This window comes from Clostridioides sp. LIBA-6622, from assembly GCF_056716095.1.
The window spans coordinates 2,824,822-2,847,027 of sequence record NZ_CP196998.1 but is presented as its reverse complement, the minus strand read 5'-3'; the positions used below and the strand labels follow the sequence as shown (position 1 = coordinate 2,847,027).

Here is a 22,206-nt window from a genome sequence, read left to right as displayed (position 1 = left end):
TTATTTTTTATATTATGTATCTATTTCATATTTATATTTTGTAAATATTATTTCTCCATCACTATAAAAGACGATATCACCTATTTTATCTGTTCTATAAATTGATACATGGTTTTGTTTCAAATTGTTGAGAACTTCTTTATGAGGATGACCATATTGATTTTTATATCCACATGATATTGCAGCTATATCTGGATTAATTTTTTTTATAAATTCTAAAGATGATGATGAATTACTTCCATGGTGACCTATTTTTATAAAATTAATATTGTTCAATTCAAAAGAGTGTAAGATTTCTTTTTCAATTGATTCTTCTGCATCACCCATAAATAAAAATGAATTATTATTAAAAGTTAGTTCAAAAACTATTGAATTTAAATTTGATTCTTCTTGTATATATGATGGACTTAATACATATATATTTATATTGTTATCGATATTTAAAATATCATCTTTATAGAGATATTGAATAGAGAGGTTTTTGTCAATACAAGAATTTATTAGATTTTGATAAGATTCACTACTTGTTGATTGTTCAGGCATATATATAGAAAGTACATTAAATTTTTTTACAACGTTATCAAGACTTCCTATATGGTCAGAATCTGGATGTGTAGCTATTATTATATCAATAGTTTTTATTTTTTTATGTTTCAAATAACTAGTAACTATATTTCCACTATCTTCATCACCTCCATCAATTAATATATTTTTATTTGTAGGTGTTTGTACTAAAATACTATCACCTTGTCCCACATCTATCATATGTATAGATAGTAGAGATTTTTTGTCACAACCGCTTAAAAGTGATATTATAATAAGTATTAATAAAAAAATTTTATTTCTCAATAAAAAATCACTCCAGTCATTACATGTTTATATAAATTTATGATGGGTAATATAAGATATATATGACTTATTATATTTTATATTTTAAACAATATAAATGAAATTAATACTAAAATAAAATTGGAGTTTTTATAGATATAAAATTTAAAAAAATTAAGCAATAAAAAAGGTAGGAGGATTTTATGTTTTTCAAAGATATTGAACTAAATTCAAAAAAGGAGCTAGACCCATATTTTGATTTAGTAGATTATGAAGCTTGTGAGTACTGTTTTAGTACTTTATATATGTGGCAACATGTTTATAAGACAGGATATTATATAGGAGAAGATTTTGCTGTTTTAGTTGGTGAATACGAAGGGGATAGTTTCTCAATATTACCACTAGCTAAAAGAGAAAAACTTCCAGAAGTTGTAGATTTTGTACTTGAATATTTTTCTAAAAATAATAAAAAGATATACTTAAGAGGTATTACTACTGAAGTAGTAGAATTTTTAAAAGAAAAATATCCAAATAGATTTGAGTATATAGAAGAAAGAGATTTATTCGACTATATATATGATGCAGAAAGTTTAAGAACTCTAGCTGGTAAAAAGAACCAGAAGAAGAGAAACCATATAAATTATTTCTTAAAAGAGTATGCAGGTAGATATGAAGTCAAATTATTAGATAAAGAAAACTTCAATGAATGTTTAGTATTAATGAAAGAATGGGAAAGTAATAAGGAAGAAAATAATGAATTTGATGAAAGTATGGATGATGAATTAGTAGGTATCAAAAAGATATTTAACCATTATGATGTACTAAAAGATAGGGTAAAAGTGTTTGGTGTTTATGTGGATGGAAAATTAGAAGCATTCAGTATAGGTGAGCTTTTAAATAAAAATATGGCACTTATTCATATAGAAAAAGCTAATCCTGATATAAGAGGTTTATATCCATTTATAAACCAACAATTTTTAGTAAATGAATTCAAAGATGTTGAGTTTGTAAATAGAGAAGAAGATTTAGGTATTGAAGGTCTGAGAAAGGCTAAACTTTCTTACCATCCTTGTAGATTTGTTGAAAAGTATAGTGTTAGGGAGGCTTAGTAGGCTATATGGATATTAGGTATGCTAAAGAAGAAGAAATAGAAGGCATAAAAGAAATTTGGAACTATTGTTTCAATGACAGTGAGAGTTTTATGAAGTACTATTTTGATGATAAGTATAAATATGAAAATACTGTGGTAGCTTTAGACGAAGGAAAAGTTGTTTCCTCTCTTCAGCTAAATCAGTATAAGTTAATACTAAATAATAAGGTATACAATACATCGTATGTAGTAGGGGTTTCCACACTTCCAGAAGGAAGAGGAACTGGATATATGAGTAAAGTCATTGAATTTACTTTAAACGAATTGTATAAAAAAGGGCAATTAGTTTCTATATTGATGCCAATTGATTATAGACTTTATAGAAGATTTGGGTATGAACACTGTTATGACCAGATTGAATATACTCTTAATACAGATGACTTAAAAAAATTTAGGTCAAGTGGAAAGATGATAAAAGCTGATGTATCACAAATCGATGATTTGATACAAATAGATAGAGCTTTTTTAAATGAGGTTAATGGTAATGTGTTAAAAGATGAACATTATTATGAAAACTTATTTAAAGAAATTCAATGTGAAGATGGACTTTTATACATTCATGAAGGGGATGAAAAAGATGGATATATAGTTTATTTTCTTCAAGGAGATAAAATGTTTGTTAGAGAGTTGTTTTATAAGAATATAGATGCTCTTAAATCAATGCTTAAATTTATATATAATCACAATACTCAATGTAAGATAGCTACTATATCTGCTCCTATAATAGATAAAATAAGATTTATATTAGACAACCCTAAAGATTGTGAGATAAAAATAAAACCTTTTATGATGGGAAGAGTTATAAATGTAAAGAAATTTATAGAGGATACAGTTATAGATAAGGATATTAATGGTTCGATTAATTTATTAATAGAAGATAAGTTTATAGATGAAAATAATGGTCTATTTAAAGTTTCTATAAAGAATCATAAGATAGCTATAGAAAAATCAGATAAAAAAGGCATAGAAGAGTCTCAAGAAAGCTTTGATATTAAATTAGATATAAATGCCTTAACACAGTTAGTATTTTCATATATAGATGTAGAGGAAGCTATTTTTTTAAATAATCTGGAAGGTGTTTCAAAAGAAACAATAGAAATACTTAAGTGTATTTTTTCTAAAAAAAATAACTATGTAAATGAATATATATAAAAAGGATACGTCAAAAGATTTCTAAAATCTTTTGGCGTATTCTTTTGTTTATAATAATTTATATTGTTTAAAAATTTACTATTTGAAAATAATCTAAATAATATGTTTTTATATAGGAGTGATTATAATTCAAATAAGAAGGCCTTTATTAATTATATTAATATTTGTGATAGTTATAGCATTTATCACTACAAAAAGTAAAAAGAAAGATGAAGAACTTAATGATAGGATAATAACTGTACAAGGAGTAGTTAAAGGAAAAATTGAAAAGAAAAAATACAATCAGTATAAAGTTGGTGTTTTTTTAATAAATGATTATACAAGGCATAAAACTTTGAAAATTGGACAAGAAGTTAATATTATGGGAAAATTTAAGAGTTTAGATAAGATGAAGTATGATGATTTTGATTATGGAAGGTATATAAAAAGTACTGGATATAGAGGCATAATATATATAAATAACTATAAAGTTATTGGGAAAAATAAAATATACTCTTTAGTTGGAAAAATAAAGCTTTATATAAGTAAGACTTACAGATATTTATATAAAAAAAATTCTGATTTTATAAATTCTATATTGTTGGCTGAAGTTGAAAATCTGACTGACGAACAAAAAGAAATATTCACTAGAACTGGAACTAGTCATGTAATATCTATATCAGGTCTTCATACAGGCATACTTTGTGTAATTATATCTTTTTTATTAAGAGGTATAAATAAATTGTATAAATTATTAATATTGTCGATTTTTATAACTTTATATTGTATAATGGTAGGTGCGTCTCCATCCATAATTAGGTCTATAACATTTGTTATAGTTTTCTATTTATCAATATTTATTGATAGAAAAAAGGATGGTATATCAACATTGTCTCTAATAGGGATAGTTTTAATTATGAATAACCCCTATGTTATATATAATGTAAGCTTTCAATTGTCTTTTTTAGCTACACTTTCTATATTGATATTCTACAATAAAATAAATAGTATTATAAAATTAAGTATGGTATCATTGACAATATCATCAAATATATTAACTCTACCTATAATTTATTATACATTTAAAGGAATACCATTGCTTTCAATTATAGGAAATTTGATTATAGTACCATTTGTAGGTGTAATAATGTATTTGAGTATTTCAAGCTTAATAGTATTTAAAGTAAGTGTAGTAATAGCTAAAATTATATCCTTTTTTAATAGTTTATTGATAGAAAGTATATTTTTTTTACTAGACAAGCTCAGCAATTTAAATTTTGCATATATTAATATAGAAAATCCTAAATTTTATATTGTAGTGATTTATTACATAGGAGTGTTTTTTTACATATTTTACATAGAAGGAAAAGAGATAAAGGAGCAAGAAAATGGATTACAAGGATATTATAAGGAATGTAAAAGAGAATAACTTTGAAAAAATGTATCTTTTTTATGGAAGAGAGTATTATTTAATCGAAAATGCAATAAAGGCATTTAAAGATAGTTTAAACGAGGGAATGCTTGATTTTAATTTAGATATAATAGATGGAAAGGAAATAGTCTTAAATCAGCTTATAAGCTCTATAGAAACACTTCCATTTATGGATGATAGAAAAATAGTAATAATAAAAGATTTTGAATTATTAAAAGGAAAGAAAAAGAATTTTACTGATAGTGATGAGAAATACTTAATCGAGCATTTAGACAATATTCCAGATACTACCACTATAGTTTTTGTTGTATATGGTGATGTTGACAAAAGAAAATCGCTAGTTAAGAAAATCGGGAATAATGGAATTGTTTTTGATTGTGATAAGCTTTCTGACATGGATTTATTTAAGTGGATAAAAAAATCTTTTGCTCTAAATGAAGTTATAATAGAAAATTCTCAAATAATGTATTTTATAGAACAAGAAGGATATAGAGATAAGAGTAGTGAAAAGACTTTATCTGATTTGGAAAACGAGATAAATAAGATAAGTTCATTTGTTGGTAAGGGGAATAATGTAACTAACGAAGTAATTGATAAATTATCTCAAAAAAAAGTTGAGAATGATATATTTAAATTAATTGATTATATTGGAGAACAAAATGCTTCTAATGCAATGAAAATATTGAATGATATGATACAAGAAGGTGAGTCTGTATTAGGGATATTTTCTATGATAGCAAGACAATTTAAAATAGTGATGCAAGTAAGACAGTTACAACTTGATGGATATTCAACAAAACTCATAGCTGACAAATTAAAAATGCATCAATTTGTTGTAGGAAAAGCATTAAAGCAAACTAAAAATTTTTCTGATGATATAATTGTAGAAATATTAAATTATATATTAGAAAGTGACTATAAAATAAAAACAGGTCTTATAAGGGATACTTTAGCAATAGAAATGTTGGTTAGTAGATATTGTAAAAGATAAATTATATAAATTAATAATATATATAAAATAAATAGTAGTGTTATTCTAGCTATTTATTTTTTTATTGTATAAATTTACAAAATAAAAAACCCCTACATAGGGGTTATTATATATAAGAAATATAAACTGGTAATTAAGCGTTCATACCGTTTAATTTTTGAGCTAATTTAGCTATTTTTCTAGCTGCAGCATTCTTATGTATAGTTCCTTTAGAAGCTACTTGGTATATTCTTTTTTGAGCGTATTGGAACTTAGCAACAGCATCTTCTCTGTTTCCAGCTGCAACAGCATCTTCGAATCTTCTTATTGCAGTTTTTATTTGAGATTTTCTAACTCTATTTAAAGCAGTTTTCTTTTCGATAACACCTATTCTTTTCTTAGCTGATTTTATATTTGCCACCGTGTTCACCTCCCTGTATTTTTTTATCATATTCATCGTCAACATATTAGATTTTAACAGAAATAAATCTAAAAATCAAGGATTATTATTTATATATTTTAATAATGTTTTTTATTTTGATTTTTTAGATTGTAGATTGTGTATAAATAATTTGCAATATCTTGTTTTTAGCCTGGTCTATTTTGTGTTTTAAATATTTTAATATATATAAATTAATATTTCATTTTTGCAACAAATATTTTGAGATAACACAAACTATTAATATACATTTTGATAGTATTTCCAATTATTATAAGATAATACAAGAAATTACTAATTTTTATGGGTTTAGTAAAAAAATTATGAAAATATAATTTTATACGATTAATTAAGATAATCTTTATGTTAATCAAGACAAATTTTTTCATATTATTATCCTACTACTTAAGTAGATAAATAATATATACAAGAGATTTATATTATTAAAATATGCAGAAAATTATTAACTGTGGAGATTTTATTGTAACTAGAAATTTCTACCTTCTCAATAGTATCGAGTGTATCAATATTATTGACTAATTTAGTCATAAATAATATAATTATAATATGACTAATTCAGTCATAAAACTGAATAAGGAGGTATCTAATTGAATAAGACATTTGAAAATCTTAGTGATGAAAAACAACAGCGAATAATAAATTCTGCGATAGAAGAATTTGCAAACAAAGGATATAAAAATGCAACAATAGATAATATAGTATCAAAAGCAGGTATATCAAAAGGTTCTATATTTCAATACTTTAAAAATAAAGAAAGTTTATACATATACATTTGTAATTATCAAATAAACATCATTAAAGATGAGATATTAAATCAAAAAGAAATTAATGAAACCGATTTTTTTGAATTGTATAGACATGCAGTACATATTAAATTTAAAATACTTAAGAAAAACCCATATGTTTTTAAATTCTTTAAAACCTTATATTCAGATGATTCAAAAATAGCAAAGAAATGGTTAAATGATATATATATGAACAAAAACCAATTAGTATTAAATTTTATGGGGGATTATGATAAAACAAAATTTAGAGATGATATAGATATTGATATGGCAATAAAAGCAATTGAACTTACCTTTGATGGTCTATCAATGCAATGGATAGAAAAACTATCATATGAAAATTATGAAAAAGATTTAAAAAGTTTATTTGATGAAGTAGAAGATTATATAAATTTTTATAAAAAATTATACTATAAGGAGTAAAATAATGTTTATTGAAATCAATAACTTATGTAAATCATATAAGAGTGAGGATATAGAAACTATAGCATTAAAAAATGCAAATATTTCATTAAATAAAGGAGAAATAGGTGTAATACTAGGCCCCTCTGGAAGTGGGAAATCTACCTTGATGAATATACTTGGAGGATTAGATAGTGCTGATAGTGGTGAGGTAATTGTAGATGGCATTGATATTGTTAAGTTATCAGATGATGAATTAGTTGAATACAGACGAGAAAAGACAGGTTTTATATTTCAGTCATACAATCTTATTCCACATTTAACAGTACTAGAAAATATAGAAATAATACAGAATATTAGCAAATCACCACTTGATATCAATGAAGTATTAGATTCAGTAGGATTAATAGATAAGAAAAATAGATTTCCAAGAGAATTATCTGGTGGGCAACAGCAACGTGTAGCAGTAGCAAGAGCTATAATAAAAAATCCAGCAATATTACTTTGTGACGAATTAACGGGAGCCCTAGATTATGAGTCTGCTATTGATGTACTTTCTCTTGTACAAGAAATAAATAGAAAGTTTAATACTACAATTTTAATTATTACACACAATGCAGCAATAGGTGAAATGGCAAATAGAATATACAAATTTAGAAGTGGAGAAGTTAAAGATTATATTATTAATAATGACCCTATTGATGCAAAGGGAGTTGAGTGGTAATGAGGCTAAATAAAAGTATATTACGTGTAATGAAAGAAAATAGAGGGCAATACATAGGTATGTTATATATGCTGATATTATCAGTATTTCTATTTGTTGCTTTAACTATTACAGCTCAAAATTTAAAGCACAATAAGGACATGTATGTAAAAAATAATATTCAAGAAGATTTGGAGTTTTATACTAGTAACAAAATTGATAGTATAAGAGAAATAGAGGATAAGTTTAATTTAAAGTTTCAAGAGACGCTTGTAAAAGAATATAAATATGGTGATAAAACATTAAGATTGTTTACACCAAATAAAAAAGTAAATATTACAGCAGTATTAGAAGGCGATATGCCAAGGGTTGGAGAAATAGCACTAGACCCTCAATTTGCTAAAGTTAATAAATTAAATATTGGGGATGAATATAATATTGGAAATTCTTCTTATAGGATATCAGGATATATTAGTATACCAAACTACGCTTATATACTTGAAAAAGATGGAGATGTGATTAATAATCCAAATAATTTTGGTATAGGTATTTTAAATAAAGAAGATATGGTAAGAGGAGATTATTTGTATTCAGTAAAATATAATGAAAATAGAGATATATATACACAGTCAAAAAATCTTAAAAACTACCTAAAAAGTAAGGGAGTAAATATAATTGACTGGACTTATGCTAAGAATAATATGAAGATATCAATGTTAGATATTGAAGTAAAAGCAATAAGTGTTTATTCAGTTATTCTACCTACAGTCATATTACTAATAACAGTCGTATTGATAAGTATTGTTTTAGGAAGAATGATGAAGAATGAGATGGCGAATATTGGTACTTTGTATGCCTTAGGTTATAGGAAAAGAGAAATAATGATTCATTATATGAACTATCCTATAATACTTTCAAGTACCTCAGGAATAATTGGTGGGACAATTGGTATTATAGCACAGAAATATCTATTTAATCTATTTCTTACGTTTTTTCCAATACCAGTAGAAAAAATATCATATAGTCCTATTTATTTTATACTGGGTGTAGCTCTATGTATGGTGTTCTCAATTGTTGGAAGTTATTTATCAATTAATAAAGTATTAAAATTGTCCCCAGTGTCGTTAATGAAAAATGAAAATAAGGGACAAAAGGTAAATATAATTGAAAGAAAGTTAACTTTAAATAATTTCAAATTTAAAAATAAATTTGCTATAAGAGAACAATTAAGGTCAATATCTCGTTTAGCATTTTTGGTAATCGGAGTTTCTATAGCTACAGTATTTTTAATGTATGGATTTATTGCTAAATGTTCTATGGATTATATGATAAATCAAGAAAGAAATGATATATTTAGTTATAAGTATGAGTATATATTAAAGCAATTAAGTACAGATAAACCACCTATGGGTGGAGAAGGAGTATCAGGAGTTAAGTTTGTACTTGATAGCGAAATGAATAATGACTTTGAGTTAATAGGTGCAAATAAAAATTCGCACATGATTGGTTTAAAGGATGGAAAGGGAAATAAAATAAGTATAGATGATAACAAGTTTATTATTACATCTATAATGGCAAAAAAATATAAACTTAGTATTGGTGATAAGTTATCTTTTATTAATATAGTTGATGATAAAGAATATTCTATAGAAATTACTGATATTGCTAATACTAATGTGGGAGATTATATATTTACTTCATTAAATAGCTTTAATCAGATGATGGGAACTGAAAAAGGTTCATATAATGCAATCATGTCAAAAACACCTATTGAAATTAATAAAGATATGGTATATATGATAAATACACCAAACAATATAACTAATATGTTAGAAGACTATATGCAATTAATGTCAGCATTTATATATGGAATAGCATTTGTAGCATTTATTATAGGTGTAATTATCATATATGTAGTTGCGTCTATAAGTATAGATGAAAATAAAAATCATATAGCTCTTATGAAGGTGTTTGGATATAAAAAGAAAGAAATAAATTCAATGATGCTTAATGGTTCAAGAATGTATGTAGTTTTTGGATATATTATAGGTGTTCCTATAGGATACTCTATAATAAAAGCAATATTTAAGATATTTGAATCATTAGATATAGCTTTAGAAGCAAGACTCAATTTATCTTATGTTATAATTGGTTTTATTATAATAATTTTTACATTCGAAGTATCTAAATTTATGTGTGCGAGAAAAATTGATAAGATATCTCTAAGTGAAGCTCTTAAAACTCAAAAAGAGTAGTATAATAAATTATTTAAATCTACAGAGGGTTGTTGTACTAAAAAGATTGCTTTTTTTAGTGCGATAGCCTTTTTCGATATTCCGATATAAATAGGTTATTTGATATTCTTATATTTATAAAATGGATTAATAAAAATACCATTTAAGTTGTAATTACTATTTATATCATATACTTGAATAGTCTAAAAAATTAGACTATAATATTTTTATAGACTAAAGAAAGGGATGATAAGGTGGACATAGTAAAATTAATTTTAAATCCTGTTAGACTTCGTATTTTGCAGTATATTAGACTTCATGGCAGTGTTCGAACATCTGATATAGTAAAGTATCTAAATGATATACCTCGTGCAACAATTTATCACCATGTAAAAATTTTAGAAGAGAACAACATGATTGAGGTAGTCAAAGAAAATCGTGTGCGTGGTACTATTGAAAAAGTTTATGCACTAAAGGAATATACAGCAGCTATGGAAGGAGAAACATTTGTTGCACTTTCCACAGCATTTCATGTAGGATTGATGCAGGAAATGAATGAGTATTTTAGTAGAAAAGAGCAAGACCATAAAAAAGATAATGTATTTTTCTCTTCAGCATTGCTATATATGAGTGATAATGAATATGAAAGTCTTCTTAAAAGTATAGCTGATTTATTGAAGCCTTATATAGAGCAAAAGCCTAAATCAAATCTAAAACTTAGAAAACTTTCAATTATATCTTCTCCAGCAATTGATAATGATAAGACAAAATAGCATACATCTCATCTTTATAGAAGGAGGTTACATATGAAATTTCATGAATTTGGAAATAAAAACAAACCACATATTATGTTGATTCATGGAGGAGGAAATGCGTGGTGGAATTATTTACGACAAGCAGAAGTTTTGTCCAATAACTATTATGTGATACTTCCTACATTGGATGGTCATGGAGAAGAATATGAAACAACGTATGTTTCTACGGAAGATACAGCAGATAAATTAATGTCATATATAGATGAAAAGTGTGATGGCCATCTTTTTGCCTTGTGTGGAGTCTCTCTTGGTGGTCAAATTGTAATGGAGCTTTTATCTCGAAAACCTAATATTACTAAAAAAGCAATTATAGATGGTAGCATCTGTTACCCAAGACCTAGTATGGCAAGATTTTGTATTGCTGGTATTCGATTTTTTGGAGGACTTTTATTCAGTGAGAAGGCTTGTCGTTTTCAAATTGCTATGATGCCAAAGTTATTACCTAAAAATATGCAATATCCAGACGAAATTAAGAAATATTATTTGCAAGATATGCCACATGTCAGAAAAGAAACATTTTACAATATGTATCGTACTTATATGATGCAATACACGCTTAAAGAAAGTATAAAAACAACCAAAGCAGAAGTAATGTATTGGTATGGAGAAAAAGAAATGAAGTGTGTCAAAAACTCTGCAAATATGTTTCAGTCTTATGTTAGTACCTGCCAAATTTATGAAGCTAAGGGTTATAATCATGGATATATTTCTCTTTATCTTCCAAATGAATGGCTAGCAATTGCTCAACCATTTTTCAACAGTAATAATGAATGAAAATTGAATAAGAAAATGATAAATAGATAAAAAGGTAGCGCCTATATAAATAGTTGCTACTTTTTTATGCTTGTAAATAAATGATAGATAAGAAAGTTTACTGACAAATTACTGACCAAACTCAATTTTCTTACATTGAAAGCCTTAATTTTACTTGTTTTAAATAAATTTATAGTTTTTTGTTATAAAATACGAAGTTGATAGTACAAAATAGAATACCAAGGAATAAGTTAGCTATTCCAATGGTTATGTCAGAATATGCAAGAATATAAAACCCTGCCAAATTACTGACCACGTGCAAAAATAGGGCAAAAAATAGTATTTTACTGACACATTACTGACACGCTACTGACACATTAACTAAATAGTAATTTGCTTATATTATTACTTGCTTCTTCGTTCATTTCGTCTAAGACATGAGAATATGTATTCAATGTAATATTAATATCTGAATGACCTAAACGCTCTGAGATTGTCTTATAATCGGTTCTAGCTAGTAATAAAAGCGTAGCATGTGTGTGTCTTAAATCATGCAACTTAATTTGTCTCAAATTATTTTTTTTAGTGAAAGTTATAAAATTAGACCTTAAATTAGTTTCTGTCCAAGGTCTAAGTTGACCATTTAAACATACTAAATCGTGTTCATTTTCCAATAGTCCTTGAAGTTTTAATTTATTCTGTCTTAGCTTCTCTTGTTTTAATTTGTCAATAACCTCTTTAGAAACTGTTAAGCTTCTTTTAGAACCGCATGTTTTAGGTTCTTTGAATTGAAAATTTCCTTTAATATAAAGTAATATTTGATTAATATTAATTATATTATTATCAATATCTATGTCTTTCCATCTGAGACCAGCGACCTCGCTAAATCTTAATCCAAGAGTAACCATTAGAAGAATTGGTATTTCTATCTTATTTCCAAGCAATTTATCTAACAATTCTTTTGTTTCTTGTTTATCATATATATTTATATTTTTTTCTTTTCCTCTCACATTAGGAATTTTTATAAAATCATTTATATTTTCATTTATTTCTCGTAGTCTATAAGCTTCTTTTATGACACTTCTTAAAAATGTAGTGTATGTATTAGCACTTCCTTTTTCATATTCAATATAAGTTTGATTTATAAAACTTTGTAGTAAAAGAGGTGTCAGTTCAGAAAGTTTTATATTCTTAAAAAAAACTTGTATTTGATTTTTAGTTATAGACTCATATGTTTGTGCTGTGACAGGAGATAAGTTTAATTTTAAATCTTCTATGTACTTGTAACATCTATCAACTACAGTTAGCTCCTTTGGAGCTATAAACTTATTATTATTTATAGTAGATTTTATCTCTATCAGACGTTTTTCAGCATCCTTTTTCTTCTCATAACTTCCATAACTTTTTTGTCTTTTTTTCCCTGTAAATTCATCCACATACTCCACATATACAAAAAATTTACATCTTCTTTTTCTTATAAAAGCTGCTGTTGAGTCCATAATTTAACCCTCCCTTAATGCTTGTAATTATATTTTACATCAAGTATAAATCTTTTTCATGTTTTTATTAGAAAATAATATTATGTTTTAATACAATTTTTTTATAGTAAATGTATAAATAAATTATATTTAAAAAAACACTATATACATGATGGAATTTAAAAAAATATAATAAAAAGCTCGATTAATAATACCTTTAATTGGAAAAAACTTCCAACTGTCTACAAAATTCGATTTTTTTATTACAATTACGCTTTTTTTATTGCATTAACAAATCAAAAGTATTATTATGTAAGTAAGATAATTATCTAACACAATTCTGAATAATCTAAAAATATTTCTAGAAATGAAAGGGTACAATTACATAGTTTTTATTAAAAAATTGTTGGAGTTTTTAACTAAAAATAAGAACATAAGTTCTTATAAGAGGGGATGGTATATGTGCAGTGTTCAAAAAGATTAATATTAGAACTAGAGAATTTATTTAAAAACTTTAAAGAAGTTGAGGAAGAGGAATTTGAGAAGTATAAAAAGATGTTGAAAGAAGAGAAAGAAAAAAGAGAGGTATAGTTCCTCTCTTTCAAATATATTATATTTATCATATCTAATTGCCATTATGTTTAATATTTTTTTCTGTTACAAATACTTTTGCGATTTTTAACATTTTATCTCTAGTTTCTTCATCTAAGCTAATAACTATTTTTATCAATTCTTTTATATCATCTGGACTACTTAAACTATCTATAAATTCATAGCTTTCATCAATATTTAGTTTTTCTGTATCTGACAAACCAAGAATATAATCAGTAGATACATCAAAAATTTTAGCAAAGATTATTAACTCCTCATCTCTTATTGCTCTTTCACCAGATTCTATTCTATTCATAACACTTGTATTTATATTTGCTTTTTCAGATAATTCTTTTTGCGACATATTCATATTTTCCCTAAGATATTTAATTCTTTGACTTGCATTCATGTATAATCACCTCGAAAAATTTTCTATTATGGAAATATAATAGCATACTTTTCTATAATAGAAATAAAAAATTTCTAAAATAAATATAAAAAAGCCTTGAATTTCTAAATTAGAAATGTTATTATTGAAATATAGAAATTGCTAAAATAGAAATTGAGGTGAGTGTATGAAAAAGATAAACCATGATTTTATAAAAAAAAGAAGAAATACATTAAATTTATCTTTACAAAAGGTTGCAAAAGAATTAGGTTTTAAAAACGCATCAACTTATTTTAAATACGAGACAGGTCAATATTCAATTAGAGCTGATATGTTGCCTAAATTATCTAAGATACTTGATTGTGATATAGAAAATTTTTTTACAAATTAAATTTCTAAAATGGAAATTCAATGAAGGGAGTAGATAAATATGAACAACTTACAAGTAATAGAAAGAAACAACGAAAGAGTTTTAACTACACAGCAACTAGCAGATGTATATGAAACAGATGTAAGAAATATAAGTAATAATTTTAATAATAATAAAGAAAGATTTATTGAAGGTAAACATTATTTTTTATTGCAAGGTGATGATTTAAAAACTTTTAAAGGTATTCATATAAAATATGAAAGCCTAAAATTTACTTCTAAAATGTATCTTTGGACTGAAAGAGGAGCAAACAGACACTGTAAAATATTAGATACTGATAAAGCTTGGGAACAGTTTGATAACTTAGAAGAAACATACTTCAACGTTAAGCAACATAAACCATTGTGCATAGAAGATGTTTTGATAGAAAGTTTAAAGGAAATGAAAGATTTAAGATTGCAAGTTAATCAAGCTAATAACATTGCTTTAGAAGCAAAGACAGAGATTGAAACAATAAAAGATGTAGTTTCATTAGACTCAAATAGTTGGAGAACAGATACACACCAACTAATTGCAAGAATAGCAAAAAAACAAGGTGGTTTTGAACATATAAATATGCTTAGAACAGAAAGTTATGAATTATTAAATAAGAGATTTGGAGTTGATTTGCATAGAAGATTAATCAATAAAAGAAGAAAGATGGCAGAAGAAGGGGTATCTGAATCTAAAAGAGATAATGTTAATAACTTAGATGTAATACAAGACGATAAGAAGCTTATAGAAGGCTATGTGGCTATTATAAAAGATATGGCTTTAAAATACGGAATATCAAGTGATTTAAATAAGAATTAGTTTAAATTGAACTAGCACTTTGAAAACTAAATACATAATAAAAATATCTCCCTTAAAAGTTTTTTAAAGAGAGATAAACACTTTATTTTGTAACTATTTGAATACATGATGGATGAATGCAATAGTTTTTATCTTTGTAATCTACAGAAACATAATTACTAGAGTACATCTTATCAAGGTTCCCATTAATATATTCTACTGCATTACAACCATTTATAGTGCCAATATCAGTTATATCAATCCAGTTATTAAATATCTTAACATAAACAAATTTCATGATAACACCAACCTTCATTAGAATTTAAATTAATTATAACATGGTGCATTGAGATAATGTGTTAAGAAATAGATACAGAGTATTTGAAAGAGGTGAGATAGATTGAATAGTAAAAAGAAATATACACTGAGTATTACAGAAGAATTATATGCTAAATGCAAAGAAAAAGCTAATCAAAGAGGTATGTCAGTAAATGAGTACATACTATCAGTGATTAGCAAAAATTTAAAAAATATTTAATTTTTATTAACTTAAACATTAATTTTACCATTTATTTTTTCATAACTTTCAACATGCTTTTTAATTAATTGTTCTATTTCTTTATTAGCGGAACGACCTTCACTTTCAGCAATATACTTGATTTTTTCAAGTAGATTGTTATCTATTCTAAGTGTGTATCTAGGCAATTTTGATGGCATAAATATAGCACCTCCCTTGAGTCTAAATGATGTCACTATTATACCATGTAAATTATTTCAAAAAAAGCATTGACGCAAAGGTGACGCAATGATAATATAATAAATAAGGAGGTGGTTCAAAAGTGACGGCAAAAAAGAGAGTAACTGTTAGAATACCAGACGAATTAAATGAAGAGCTACATAGACAATCTCAAAGAAAAGGATTAAGTAAAAATGCTTTTATAATAAATATCTTATGGAAAGAATTTGAGGATTTACAGGACTTAAAAGATGAACAGGAGGTTGATAAGCATGAATAACTTACAAATATTTGAAAAGATGGAATTTTAAGACATTGCAAAGGGGTAGTGAAACACGAGGGGTTTAAAATTAATGGTATTAAGGTTGCTTTGATAACCGAAGGTGATGTTTACAGATTAATAGTAGGCTCGAATCTTCCAAATGCAGAAAAATTTGAGAGTTGGGTATTTGATGAAGTACTTCCAAGCATAAGAGAAACAGGCAAATATCAGTTACAACAAAATGCAATAACAGAACTTACAGGAACTATAGGAGATTTAAAAGGAACAATAATAGAATATAAAAAGTTGTGTAAGATAACTTGTTCTAAGAAACAACAGTATTCTAGATACATAAAAAATAGACTTGATATAAATAAGGCAAATAAAGAATATAACCAAGTAAAAGCGAGATTATTCCTCATTCTTGGTGTTGAGAAATGGGAAGATATAGACTTTGATACATCTAACAATATAATACAAATTATAGATGATTGTATAAGAGTTATAAAGTCAGAGAGACCATATAAACAGCTAAGTTATTTTGAACTTTGAAAATTAAATACAGAATATTTTGAAAAGGAAGTGATTAAATGAACTATAACGAAAATTGCATAACTAGAAAAGACTTAGTAAAAGAAATGAGGGAGCTTTTAACAAGAGCAGAAGAAATAACTAAACTTATTTTAGAAAACAAGCAAGAGGATATGGAATTTATGACAGTTAAAGAGTTTTGTAATTACATTAAATGTTCTGATAAAAAGGCTCACAGTATGATTAAACAAGCAAGAGCTACAAATGCCTTTATTACAACAAAAGTTGGAACAGATTACAGAGTTGATAAAAATTCATTCAGAAATTGGGTTTTAAAAACAGGTGGAGTATTTGAACAATAGGAGGGAGTTAATATGAAAACAATCTATAAAAACAAAGTCTATAAGGTAGAGAGAAATAAAGCGTTATACAGGATTACATACTACGACGAGCAGAGAAGCAACAAGAAGTTTAATAAAGATAAGAAAGTCAAAAGAAGTGCATTAACAAGAGATATAGAGTTAGTTAACACATATTTACCATCTAATTTAAAAATAAATAAAGGGGTTTAATCATGAAAATACTTAAAGTAAAATTTCCTACAGAAGTTCTTAAAAGGGGGAAAGCAATAAAAGTAACATGCAAGAAATTTAATTTTGAAAGCGATTGCATAGTAACACAAGTAAGCAAGTTTAAATTAACAATAGTTTATTTTAATAAAAAAACAAAGAAAATGTGTGAATCAGTTTTAACAATAAAGGATGCAATAGACAACGAATATTATATTGAAATATTAAATTAAAAGGAGGTAATTATGAATAAATTCGATTTAAAGAAAGTTGGAGTAGGAAATGCAGTAAAAGTAAATTGCAAAAGACTTGGTCTTGAAATTGATTGCATTGTAGTAGTAGCAACAGAAAATGAACTGAATTTAGCATACTACGATAAAGAAAGAGGATGTATGGAGTATCAAGCATTAACAGTAGAAGATATTAAAGATAATGATTATGAAGTTAAAAATTTAAACTAGGGGGTTAATTATGGAAAGTTTAAAAAGAATAAAAAAAATGGTTCAAAAACAATTAGTTTTAGCTGAATTAGAGATAAACAAAAATAGCAAGCTTTATGAGGAACTTAGAAATAAGGATAGAGGTTTAATAGATGATATACACATGAGAGAATATCTAAGAGAAAAAGTTGCATGGGAAAGAGTAAAATATGCTATCGAAAATATTTTAGGTGGTATAAATTTAGAGATTAAATCAAAGGAACATGAAGAAAGTGAGGATTACAAGATATTTCAATTAATTTTAGAAGAAATTGAAAGAGATAGACCTATAGAGGTGCAGATATAAGAAAAGAGCCACTCGTAATGGCTCTAATCAAAAACAAAAAATAAAGATATTAATGTATATTATAGCACAAGGGGGAAGAAATGAAAACTAGAAATGAGATAATTAAGGATTTAGAAGATAGATTATTTTTTTCACAGTTTACTATAGTTGATGAAATTGATTTGGATGAAAAGTTTGGAGAAATATCAGCTTTAAAATCTTGTATAGAAAAACATGAAAAAGGTTGGACTTTAGAACAATTTAAGAATCATTTAGAAAAATATGAATCAGAAGAAATGTATGGAGATTATGTAAATGGCTTTATGTCAGTTTTAAGAAGAAATATAAAAGATATGGAGGGGTTGGAAAATGAATAATAAGGCTTTAGAATTAGCGACATGTACTTTAGAGTCAGGTCAAATACTTGATTATACAACAGTAAAGAATTATCTGGTAAGTGGTAGTGGAAATGTAACAGACCAAGAAGTTCTAATGTTTATAGAATTATGTAAGGCTCAGAAACTAAATCCTTTTATAAAAGAAGCATATTTAATAAAGTTTGGTAATTCACCAGCAAATATAGTAGTTGGTAAGGATGTATTTGTAAAAAGAGCAAATAAAAATCCTAACTTTGAAGGTATGAAAGCTGGGATAGTAACTGTAAATAAAAATGGAGAAGTATTTGAAAGAGAGGGCAGTTTAAAACTACCTCAAGAGGAATTAATTGGCGGATGGTGTGAAGTATCAGTAAGAGGTATGAAGTTTCCTATAAAGTCTGTAGTGTCTTTAGAAGAGTATTCAAAGAGCCAAGCTACTTGGAAGCAAATGCCTTGTGTAATGATAAGAAAATGTGCAATTGTTACAGCTTTAAGAGAAGCGTTCCCAGAGGATTTGCAAGGATTATATGATAGTGCAGAAATAAAGATTGTACCCGACAAATTACCTCAAAAGCCTATTGAAATAGGTAAGGCAAGTCCATCGCAAAAACAAGGAATACTTAAGTTAGCATCAATGAAAGGTTTGTATGATTACGAGAATAAAAAGGATACTTCAAAGTTAGAAGAATTTTGCGAAAGTAATGGATTTGATTTAAAAGAACTAAAATTTGAGGAAGTAGATGAATTAATTGAATTACTAAGTGAATATGAACCAAAAGATGATTTTATAGATGCTGAGTTTGAGGAAGTAAAAGAGGATGAAGTAGAGATAAAAGAAGAAATTGAAAACAAAGATGGCCAAATGAGTATGGAAGATACTATGAATTTTGATTAAGTAGGTGAGTCACCTTGAAATATACAATATTAGGATTCAGTCAGAAAAAGGCAGTAGAATTAGGATTAAATACAAAGGATTTACTTATATTGAGATGGTTTGTAGATTTTCTAGGTAGTGGCAGGATGGCAAGAAAACTTATTAATGGAATTGAATATTATTGGGTTGATTATTCTGGGGTTATTAAAGAGCTACCAATTCTTTATACAGAGAAGCATGACACTATTTATAGAGTACTCAAAAAGCTAGATAAAATAGGTATATTAGAACATGCTACATTAAAGCAAGGTGGTACATGGAGTTACTATAAATTAGGATATAGGTACATAGAGTTGATTAGTGATAGTTATCAACAGGTCGGAAATAAATCCGACTGCTCGGATATAAATCCGAACCACTCGGATAAAAATCCGACCCAAACGGATATAAATCCGGAACGAAAAACCCATCCACTATATCCTTCTACTATACCTTGTAACCAAACCAGTGAGGTGGAGGAAAAGAAGAAAATAATTGAAGAAATGACGCAATTAAAAATAAGTAAAAATATGTGTAATACAATTAAAGATTGGGATATAGAAAGGCTTTTAGTAGCTATAGAAATATATAAAGAATGTGATGGTAAAAGTTTTAAATATCTGAAAACAGTCTACAACAATGATGATAACTTTAGAAAAAATAAAAGTAAAAATATCTCAGAGACAAAAAAGACTAAGTTTCATAATTTTAATGAGACATTTACTAAGTACACCAGCGATGAATTAGACGACATTATTAAGAAAAGCCAGAAGGAGAAATTCAGTTAAGTTAAATAAAAATAAATATATTGGAGGAATAGAAATGATAATAATTAGAAGTCAAGATAAATTAGGTTTAATGAGAACTGATAGGGTTGAAATAGGTTTTAATCGAATGTATGCAATACTTGAAAATGAAAATAGAAAAATAGCTGAATATGAAAGTAATGAAAGAGCTATACAAGTGTTAAATGAGATACAAAAGTTTATTGAAAGTGGAGTGAAAATGGATTATATAGATTCTTGCAGAGTTAGACACAATCAAGAGAAAGTATTTGAAATGCCAGCTGAATAAGGGGGGATAAACATAGCTAAAGTTTGGATAGATGCAGGAGAGCTGTTAGAGAAAACTATGGATTTAGAAATTATGTATGAAAATAATCTAAAAAAAGTAAGAATTAAAAATAAGCGAGAAAATGTTATTGATTTGCAAATAAATAATAATGTGCAAGGTAGAAAGGGCAAGAAAGTAGAGTGTTTCAATATTAGAACTGGAGAAACTAAAGTATTTGATACTACTGTTGAAGCAAGTAAATATGTGCATTTTACAGATGTTCATATTGCTAACTTAGCAAGAACAGGTAAGGTTTCTAAAAATGGATGGAAAGCTAGATATATTCAAGAGGTGTCAGATGGTATTAGCAAATGTGGAACAAGTAATTAAATTAGCTGAAAAGATAATAAATAAGAGAAAGTGTTCTGTAAATAAAGCTATTGATATAGCTATAAAAATATTGAGCAAGTATGAATATGAAGGGATGTTAGAAAAATGAAATGTTTGAATGATATTTTAGAAGAAGCAAAATTAACAGGAAATGGATTGGCATTAAGATACAAAGAAAAACCCAACTTTAGACTTTCAGAAGATTATAAATGTCCTTACTGCAAAAATAAGAAAAATAAAAGTTGCTCTGATTGGTATGAAACAGATGAAGATATAAAATTTATGGTCGAAAATACTGGATACAGTTGGACAGAAGACCGTAAATGTGATTGTTGTGGAAAAGTATTTAGCATGAGAAATGGTTGTTGAGAAATGAATATATTAACTGTTGTAATACTTATAGTAGGAAGTTTTATAGCTGGTAGGGTTTATGAGTATAGATTGAATTTAAATGAAAATGATGAAGTTGATTCGAAGTTACTTTTAAATATCTTTAATGAAATTAGTAAGTTAAGAGAAGAAAATAAAAATCTTAAAGAAAAGTTAAAAGAGAAAGACTTGTCATTTATTGATAAATTACTAGATTTCTTTCTTGATAAAAATATATGTGAATGTTGTGTTTATGATTGTAAGATTAATGATATTGAATATGATTGTGAAACTGGAATAAAAAAATGGCTTGAAATGGAGGTAGAAGAATAATGAAGAAGCTTTATATATGTAGTCCACAAGGATTAGAAGAAGTTGAAATACTGGAGGAAACAAAAGGTAGATATAAAGTAGGAAGGAATGGTCAATTTTTAAGAGTTATTAATAAAAGTGGACTTGATGTCAAATGTGCTAGTTATGTTGCTTCTTTAAATAAAGATAGAGCTATAAAAATTTGGAATGATGAAATAAACAGAGAAATAGAAAGATTAAAAGGATTTTTATATACAGAAAATATCTAATTAAAACAGTTTACAGGAGGAATAGATTATGGAATATAAAGAATATGAAGATTTAAAAAATAGAGTAGAAAGTTATGAGGATTTACAAGGTAGTGCAGAGTTTGCAGAGCGAGTTATAGAAAATCTTGAGGATGTAGATTGCCCTATAAGAATAGGATTTAAGTTTCCTAACAAAGAGGATTACAAAAATATAGAACTTGATATAGCTGCTAAAGATTTAAATTCAATTTTTATAAGAACAGAGTTGGCAAAAGCATTTAAAGAGATTTTATCTAATTATGAAATGGATATGGAAAATATCTAACAAAAACAGTTTATAGAGTTGCAAAATGAATTTTA

36 protein-coding genes are annotated in these 22,206 nt (G+C 26.4%); 30 read left to right on the top strand and 6 right to left on the bottom strand.

Annotated elements, in window-relative coordinates; genetic code table 11:
- Positions 1-12: 12 nt before the first annotated feature.
- Positions 13-849, bottom strand: a complete 837-nt coding sequence (locus ACTG47_RS13620) for a ComEC/Rec2 family competence protein (RefSeq protein ID WP_479924952.1) — start codon at positions 847-849, stop codon at positions 13-15.
- 182 nt (positions 850-1,031) lie between these two features.
- Between ACTG47_RS13620 and ACTG47_RS13615 the strand changes: the two genes are divergently transcribed.
- The 4 genes from ACTG47_RS13615 to holA all read left to right on the top strand — a co-directional run bounded on the left by ACTG47_RS13615 (position 1,032) and on the right by holA (position 5,532).
- Positions 1,032-1,937 carry a phosphatidylglycerol lysyltransferase domain-containing protein gene (locus tag ACTG47_RS13615; protein WP_169467886.1) on the top strand — a complete coding sequence of 302 codons (906 nt, stop codon included), beginning with the start codon at positions 1,032-1,034 and terminating at the stop codon, positions 1,935-1,937.
- Between the two features lie 8 nt (positions 1,938-1,945).
- Entirely contained in the window at positions 1,946-3,130 is a 1,185-nt protein-coding gene (locus ACTG47_RS13610) for a GNAT family N-acetyltransferase (RefSeq protein ID WP_479924951.1), read from the top strand.
- A 112-nt stretch (positions 3,131-3,242) separates the two neighbouring features.
- Positions 3,243-4,538, top strand: a complete 1,296-nt coding sequence (locus ACTG47_RS13605) for a ComEC/Rec2 family competence protein (protein WP_479927087.1) — start codon at positions 3,243-3,245, stop codon at positions 4,536-4,538.
- Positions 4,498-5,532 carry a DNA polymerase III subunit delta gene (holA, locus tag ACTG47_RS13600; RefSeq protein WP_479924950.1) on the top strand — a complete coding sequence of 345 codons (1,035 nt, stop codon included), beginning with the start codon at positions 4,498-4,500 and terminating at the stop codon, positions 5,530-5,532. The genes ACTG47_RS13605 and holA overlap by 41 nt, the downstream gene beginning before the upstream one ends.
- Before the next feature lie 133 nt (positions 5,533-5,665).
- Here the strand turns inward: holA and rpsT are convergent, their stop codons facing one another.
- Positions 5,666-5,932, bottom strand: a complete 267-nt coding sequence (rpsT, locus tag ACTG47_RS13595) for a 30S ribosomal protein S20 (protein WP_169467891.1) — start codon at positions 5,930-5,932, stop codon at positions 5,666-5,668.
- A 626-nt stretch (positions 5,933-6,558) separates the two neighbouring features.
- On the opposite strand from rpsT, the gene ACTG47_RS13590 reads away from it, so the two are divergent.
- The 5 genes from ACTG47_RS13590 (at position 6,559) to ACTG47_RS13570 (ending at position 11,684) form a co-directional block, all read left to right on the top strand.
- Positions 6,559-7,179 (top strand): TetR/AcrR family transcriptional regulator, encoded by a 621-nt coding sequence (locus ACTG47_RS13590; RefSeq protein ID WP_479924949.1) that lies wholly within the window; start codon positions 6,559-6,561, stop codon positions 7,177-7,179.
- A gap of 4 nt (positions 7,180-7,183) precedes the next feature.
- The gene (locus ACTG47_RS13585) at positions 7,184-7,882 is read left to right on the top strand and encodes an ABC transporter ATP-binding protein (protein WP_479924948.1); all 699 of its coding nucleotides are present in this window, start codon (positions 7,184-7,186) and stop codon (positions 7,880-7,882) included.
- The gene (locus tag ACTG47_RS13580; protein WP_479924947.1) at positions 7,882-10,116 is read left to right on the top strand and encodes an ABC transporter permease; all 2,235 of its coding nucleotides are present in this window, start codon (positions 7,882-7,884) and stop codon (positions 10,114-10,116) included. Before ACTG47_RS13585 ends, ACTG47_RS13580 begins: the two co-directional genes overlap by 1 nt.
- A 233-nt stretch (positions 10,117-10,349) precedes the next feature.
- Positions 10,350-10,868, top strand: coding sequence for a helix-turn-helix domain-containing protein (locus ACTG47_RS13575; RefSeq protein WP_169467897.1), 519 nt, complete (start codon positions 10,350-10,352; stop codon positions 10,866-10,868).
- A gap of 33 nt (positions 10,869-10,901) precedes the next feature.
- Positions 10,902-11,684, top strand: a complete 783-nt coding sequence (locus ACTG47_RS13570; protein WP_169467899.1) for an alpha/beta fold hydrolase — start codon at positions 10,902-10,904, stop codon at positions 11,682-11,684.
- 356 nt (positions 11,685-12,040) lie between these two features.
- Here the strand turns inward: ACTG47_RS13570 and ACTG47_RS13565 are convergent, their stop codons facing one another.
- Entirely contained in the window at positions 12,041-13,162 is a 1,122-nt protein-coding gene (locus ACTG47_RS13565; RefSeq protein ID WP_479917200.1) for a site-specific integrase, read from the bottom strand.
- Between the two features lie 441 nt (positions 13,163-13,603).
- On the opposite strand from ACTG47_RS13565, the gene ACTG47_RS13560 reads away from it, so the two are divergent.
- Positions 13,604-13,732 (top strand): hypothetical protein, encoded by a 129-nt coding sequence (locus ACTG47_RS13560; protein WP_479924946.1) that lies wholly within the window; start codon positions 13,604-13,606, stop codon positions 13,730-13,732.
- A 34-nt stretch (positions 13,733-13,766) separates the two neighbouring features.
- Here the strand turns inward: ACTG47_RS13560 and ACTG47_RS13555 are convergent, their stop codons facing one another.
- A complete protein-coding gene (locus tag ACTG47_RS13555) occupies positions 13,767-14,141 on the bottom strand; it encodes a helix-turn-helix domain-containing protein (protein WP_479924945.1) in 375 nt (124 codons plus the stop codon).
- 166 nt (positions 14,142-14,307) lie between these two features.
- Between ACTG47_RS13555 and ACTG47_RS13550 the strand changes: the two genes are divergently transcribed.
- Entirely contained in the window at positions 14,308-14,511 is a 204-nt protein-coding gene (locus tag ACTG47_RS13550; protein WP_479924944.1) for a helix-turn-helix domain-containing protein, read from the top strand.
- Positions 14,512-14,550: 39 nt separating this feature from the next.
- Positions 14,551-15,342 (top strand): ORF6N domain-containing protein, encoded by a 792-nt coding sequence (locus ACTG47_RS13545; protein ID WP_479924943.1) that lies wholly within the window; start codon positions 14,551-14,553, stop codon positions 15,340-15,342.
- A gap of 82 nt (positions 15,343-15,424) precedes the next feature.
- Here ACTG47_RS13545 and ACTG47_RS13540 read toward each other — a convergent pair whose 3' ends face one another.
- Positions 15,425-15,619 (bottom strand): hypothetical protein, encoded by a 195-nt coding sequence (locus ACTG47_RS13540; RefSeq protein ID WP_074438731.1) that lies wholly within the window; start codon positions 15,617-15,619, stop codon positions 15,425-15,427.
- Positions 15,620-15,721: 102 nt separating this feature from the next.
- Here ACTG47_RS13540 and ACTG47_RS13535 point away from each other — a divergent pair, with 102 nt between their 5' ends.
- Positions 15,722-15,859 (top strand): hypothetical protein, encoded by a 138-nt coding sequence (locus ACTG47_RS13535; protein WP_479924942.1) that lies wholly within the window; start codon positions 15,722-15,724, stop codon positions 15,857-15,859.
- 11 nt (positions 15,860-15,870) lie between these two features.
- Here the strand turns inward: ACTG47_RS13535 and ACTG47_RS13530 are convergent, their stop codons facing one another.
- The gene (locus tag ACTG47_RS13530) at positions 15,871-16,038 is read right to left on the bottom strand and encodes an Arc family DNA-binding protein (protein WP_021396640.1); all 168 of its coding nucleotides are present in this window, start codon (positions 16,036-16,038) and stop codon (positions 15,871-15,873) included.
- A gap of 122 nt (positions 16,039-16,160) precedes the next feature.
- Between ACTG47_RS13530 and ACTG47_RS13525 the strand changes: the two genes are divergently transcribed.
- The 17 genes from ACTG47_RS13525 to ACTG47_RS13445 all read left to right on the top strand — a co-directional run bounded on the left by ACTG47_RS13525 (position 16,161) and on the right by ACTG47_RS13445 (position 22,171).
- Positions 16,161-16,337, top strand: a complete 177-nt coding sequence (locus tag ACTG47_RS13525) for a toxin-antitoxin system HicB family antitoxin (RefSeq protein WP_479924941.1) — start codon at positions 16,161-16,163, stop codon at positions 16,335-16,337.
- 48 nt (positions 16,338-16,385) lie between these two features.
- Positions 16,386-16,871, top strand: coding sequence for a BRO-N domain-containing protein (locus ACTG47_RS13520; protein ID WP_479924940.1), 486 nt, complete (start codon positions 16,386-16,388; stop codon positions 16,869-16,871).
- A gap of 38 nt (positions 16,872-16,909) precedes the next feature.
- Positions 16,910-17,212, top strand: a complete 303-nt coding sequence (locus ACTG47_RS13515) for a hypothetical protein (protein WP_479924939.1) — start codon at positions 16,910-16,912, stop codon at positions 17,210-17,212.
- A 12-nt stretch (positions 17,213-17,224) separates the two neighbouring features.
- Positions 17,225-17,422, top strand: coding sequence for a hypothetical protein (locus ACTG47_RS13510; protein ID WP_479924938.1), 198 nt, complete (start codon positions 17,225-17,227; stop codon positions 17,420-17,422).
- Positions 17,423-17,424: 2 nt separating this feature from the next.
- Entirely contained in the window at positions 17,425-17,652 is a 228-nt protein-coding gene (locus ACTG47_RS13505; protein WP_479924937.1) for a hypothetical protein, read from the top strand.
- A 12-nt stretch (positions 17,653-17,664) separates the two neighbouring features.
- A complete protein-coding gene (locus ACTG47_RS13500) occupies positions 17,665-17,880 on the top strand; it encodes a hypothetical protein (RefSeq protein WP_479924936.1) in 216 nt (71 codons plus the stop codon).
- A gap of 10 nt (positions 17,881-17,890) precedes the next feature.
- The gene (locus tag ACTG47_RS13495) at positions 17,891-18,205 is read left to right on the top strand and encodes a hypothetical protein (protein WP_479917192.1); all 315 of its coding nucleotides are present in this window, start codon (positions 17,891-17,893) and stop codon (positions 18,203-18,205) included.
- 80 nt (positions 18,206-18,285) lie between these two features.
- Positions 18,286-18,561 (top strand): hypothetical protein, encoded by a 276-nt coding sequence (locus tag ACTG47_RS13490; protein ID WP_479924935.1) that lies wholly within the window; start codon positions 18,286-18,288, stop codon positions 18,559-18,561.
- Positions 18,554-19,456 (top strand): phage recombination protein Bet, encoded by a 903-nt coding sequence (gene bet / locus ACTG47_RS13485; RefSeq protein WP_479924934.1) that lies wholly within the window; start codon positions 18,554-18,556, stop codon positions 19,454-19,456. Before ACTG47_RS13490 ends, bet begins: the two co-directional genes overlap by 8 nt.
- 14 nt (positions 19,457-19,470) lie before the next feature.
- Complete coding sequence (locus ACTG47_RS13480; RefSeq protein ID WP_479924933.1) at positions 19,471-20,262, top strand: hypothetical protein; 792 nt, start codon at positions 19,471-19,473, stop codon at positions 20,260-20,262.
- Between the two features lie 34 nt (positions 20,263-20,296).
- Positions 20,297-20,548: a hypothetical protein gene (locus tag ACTG47_RS13475; protein ID WP_479924932.1), complete on the top strand. Its 252-nt coding sequence runs from the start codon at positions 20,297-20,299 to the stop codon at positions 20,546-20,548.
- A gap of 57 nt (positions 20,549-20,605) precedes the next feature.
- Positions 20,606-20,917 (top strand): hypothetical protein, encoded by a 312-nt coding sequence (locus ACTG47_RS13470; protein WP_479924931.1) that lies wholly within the window; start codon positions 20,606-20,608, stop codon positions 20,915-20,917.
- Positions 20,886-21,026 (top strand): hypothetical protein, encoded by a 141-nt coding sequence (locus ACTG47_RS13465; RefSeq protein ID WP_479917701.1) that lies wholly within the window; start codon positions 20,886-20,888, stop codon positions 21,024-21,026. The genes ACTG47_RS13470 and ACTG47_RS13465 overlap by 32 nt, the downstream gene beginning before the upstream one ends.
- Positions 21,023-21,286: a hypothetical protein gene (locus ACTG47_RS13460; protein WP_479924930.1), complete on the top strand. Its 264-nt coding sequence runs from the start codon at positions 21,023-21,025 to the stop codon at positions 21,284-21,286. Before ACTG47_RS13465 ends, ACTG47_RS13460 begins: the two co-directional genes overlap by 4 nt.
- Positions 21,287-21,289: 3 nt before the next feature.
- Positions 21,290-21,619: a hypothetical protein gene (locus ACTG47_RS13455; RefSeq protein ID WP_479924929.1), complete on the top strand. Its 330-nt coding sequence runs from the start codon at positions 21,290-21,292 to the stop codon at positions 21,617-21,619.
- On the top strand, positions 21,619-21,867 hold the full coding sequence (locus tag ACTG47_RS13450) for a hypothetical protein (RefSeq protein WP_479924928.1): 249 nt from the start codon (positions 21,619-21,621) through the stop codon (positions 21,865-21,867). The genes ACTG47_RS13455 and ACTG47_RS13450 overlap by 1 nt, the downstream gene beginning before the upstream one ends.
- Positions 21,868-21,895: 28 nt before the next feature.
- A complete protein-coding gene (locus tag ACTG47_RS13445) occupies positions 21,896-22,171 on the top strand; it encodes a hypothetical protein (RefSeq protein ID WP_479924927.1) in 276 nt (91 codons plus the stop codon).
- Positions 22,172-22,206: the final 35 nt, after the last annotated feature.

What these genes read in the sequence shown, in the direction of transcription:
- ACTG47_RS13615 (WP_169467886.1), top strand. Translation starts at nt 1,032, where the DNA reads ATGTTTTTCAAAGATATTGAACTAAATTCAAAAAAGGAGCTAGACCCA.
- ACTG47_RS13610 (WP_479924951.1), top strand. Translation starts at nt 1,946, where the DNA reads ATGGATATTAGGTATGCTAAAGAAGAAGAAATAGAAGGCATAAAAGAA.
- holA (WP_479924950.1), top strand. Translation starts at nt 4,498, where the DNA reads ATGGATTACAAGGATATTATAAGGAATGTAAAAGAGAATAACTTTGAA.
- ACTG47_RS13585 (WP_479924948.1), top strand. Translation starts at nt 7,184, where the DNA reads ATGTTTATTGAAATCAATAACTTATGTAAATCATATAAGAGTGAGGAT.
- ACTG47_RS13580 (WP_479924947.1), top strand. Translation starts at nt 7,882, where the DNA reads ATGAGGCTAAATAAAAGTATATTACGTGTAATGAAAGAAAATAGAGGG.
- ACTG47_RS13570 (WP_169467899.1), top strand. Translation starts at nt 10,902, where the DNA reads ATGAAATTTCATGAATTTGGAAATAAAAACAAACCACATATTATGTTG.
- ACTG47_RS13565 (WP_479917200.1), bottom strand. Translation starts at nt 13,162, where the DNA reads ATGGACTCAACAGCAGCTTTTATAAGAAAAAGAAGATGTAAATTTTTT.
- ACTG47_RS13555 (WP_479924945.1), bottom strand. Translation starts at nt 14,141, where the DNA reads ATGAATGCAAGTCAAAGAATTAAATATCTTAGGGAAAATATGAATATG.
- ACTG47_RS13550 (WP_479924944.1), top strand. Translation starts at nt 14,308, where the DNA reads ATGAAAAAGATAAACCATGATTTTATAAAAAAAAGAAGAAATACATTA.
- ACTG47_RS13545 (WP_479924943.1), top strand. Translation starts at nt 14,551, where the DNA reads ATGAACAACTTACAAGTAATAGAAAGAAACAACGAAAGAGTTTTAACT.
- ACTG47_RS13540 (WP_074438731.1), bottom strand. Translation starts at nt 15,619, where the DNA reads ATGAAATTTGTTTATGTTAAGATATTTAATAACTGGATTGATATAACT.
- ACTG47_RS13530 (WP_021396640.1), bottom strand. Translation starts at nt 16,038, where the DNA reads ATGCCATCAAAATTGCCTAGATACACACTTAGAATAGATAACAATCTA.
- ACTG47_RS13515 (WP_479924939.1), top strand. Translation starts at nt 16,910, where the DNA reads ATGAACTATAACGAAAATTGCATAACTAGAAAAGACTTAGTAAAAGAA.
- ACTG47_RS13510 (WP_479924938.1), top strand. Translation starts at nt 17,225, where the DNA reads ATGAAAACAATCTATAAAAACAAAGTCTATAAGGTAGAGAGAAATAAA.
- ACTG47_RS13505 (WP_479924937.1), top strand. Translation starts at nt 17,425, where the DNA reads ATGAAAATACTTAAAGTAAAATTTCCTACAGAAGTTCTTAAAAGGGGG.
- ACTG47_RS13500 (WP_479924936.1), top strand. Translation starts at nt 17,665, where the DNA reads ATGAATAAATTCGATTTAAAGAAAGTTGGAGTAGGAAATGCAGTAAAA.
- ACTG47_RS13495 (WP_479917192.1), top strand. Translation starts at nt 17,891, where the DNA reads ATGGAAAGTTTAAAAAGAATAAAAAAAATGGTTCAAAAACAATTAGTT.
- ACTG47_RS13490 (WP_479924935.1), top strand. Translation starts at nt 18,286, where the DNA reads ATGAAAACTAGAAATGAGATAATTAAGGATTTAGAAGATAGATTATTT.
- bet (WP_479924934.1), top strand. Translation starts at nt 18,554, where the DNA reads ATGAATAATAAGGCTTTAGAATTAGCGACATGTACTTTAGAGTCAGGT.
- ACTG47_RS13475 (WP_479924932.1), top strand. Translation starts at nt 20,297, where the DNA reads ATGATAATAATTAGAAGTCAAGATAAATTAGGTTTAATGAGAACTGAT.
- ACTG47_RS13470 (WP_479924931.1), top strand. Translation starts at nt 20,606, where the DNA reads ATGGATTTAGAAATTATGTATGAAAATAATCTAAAAAAAGTAAGAATT.
- ACTG47_RS13465 (WP_479917701.1), top strand. Translation starts at nt 20,886, where the DNA reads ATGGTATTAGCAAATGTGGAACAAGTAATTAAATTAGCTGAAAAGATA.
- ACTG47_RS13460 (WP_479924930.1), top strand. Translation starts at nt 21,023, where the DNA reads ATGAAATGTTTGAATGATATTTTAGAAGAAGCAAAATTAACAGGAAAT.
- ACTG47_RS13455 (WP_479924929.1), top strand. Translation starts at nt 21,290, where the DNA reads ATGAATATATTAACTGTTGTAATACTTATAGTAGGAAGTTTTATAGCT.
- ACTG47_RS13450 (WP_479924928.1), top strand. Translation starts at nt 21,619, where the DNA reads ATGAAGAAGCTTTATATATGTAGTCCACAAGGATTAGAAGAAGTTGAA.
- ACTG47_RS13445 (WP_479924927.1), top strand. Translation starts at nt 21,896, where the DNA reads ATGGAATATAAAGAATATGAAGATTTAAAAAATAGAGTAGAAAGTTAT.